This is a genomic window from Streptomyces anulatus, assembly GCF_014650675.1.
Classification (GTDB): Bacteria; Actinomycetota; Actinomycetes; order Streptomycetales; family Streptomycetaceae; genus Streptomyces; species Streptomyces anulatus.
Genome location: NZ_BMVK01000048.1, coordinates 1 through 519 on the forward strand (window position 1 = coordinate 1; position 519 = coordinate 519).

Here is a 519-nt window from a genome sequence, read left to right on the forward strand (position 1 = left end):
GGATGCCTTGGCACCAGGAACCGATGAAGGACGTGGGAGGCCACGATAGTCCCCGGGGAGCTGTCAACCAAGCTTTGATCCGGGGGTTTCCGAATGGGGAAACCCGGCAGTCGTCATGGGCTGTCACCCGCTGCTGAACACATAGGCAGTGTGGAGGGAACGAGGGGAAGTGAAACATCTCAGTACCCTCAGGAAGAGAAAACAACCGTGATTCCGGGAGTAGTGGCGAGCGAAACTGGATGAGGCCAAACCGTATGCGTGTGATACCCGGCAGGGGTTGCGCATTCGGGGTTGTGGGATCTCTTTTTCATAGTCTGCCGGCTGTGAGACGAGTCAGAAACCGTTGATGTAGGCGAAGGACATGCGAAAGGTCCGGCGTAGAGGGTAAGACCCCCGTAGCTGAAACATCAACGGCTCGTTTAAGAGACACCCAAGTAGCACGGGGCCCGAGAAATCCCGTGTGAATCTGGCGGGACCACCCGCTAAGCCTAAATATTCCCTGGTGACCGATAGCGGATA

Annotated in this window: 1 rRNA gene; it reads left to right on the top strand. The window is 56.6% G+C overall.

Going from position 1 to position 519, the window contains the following annotated elements:
- Positions 1-519: ribosomal RNA gene (locus tag IE272_RS38555) — 23S ribosomal RNA — on the top strand; the annotation flags it as partial.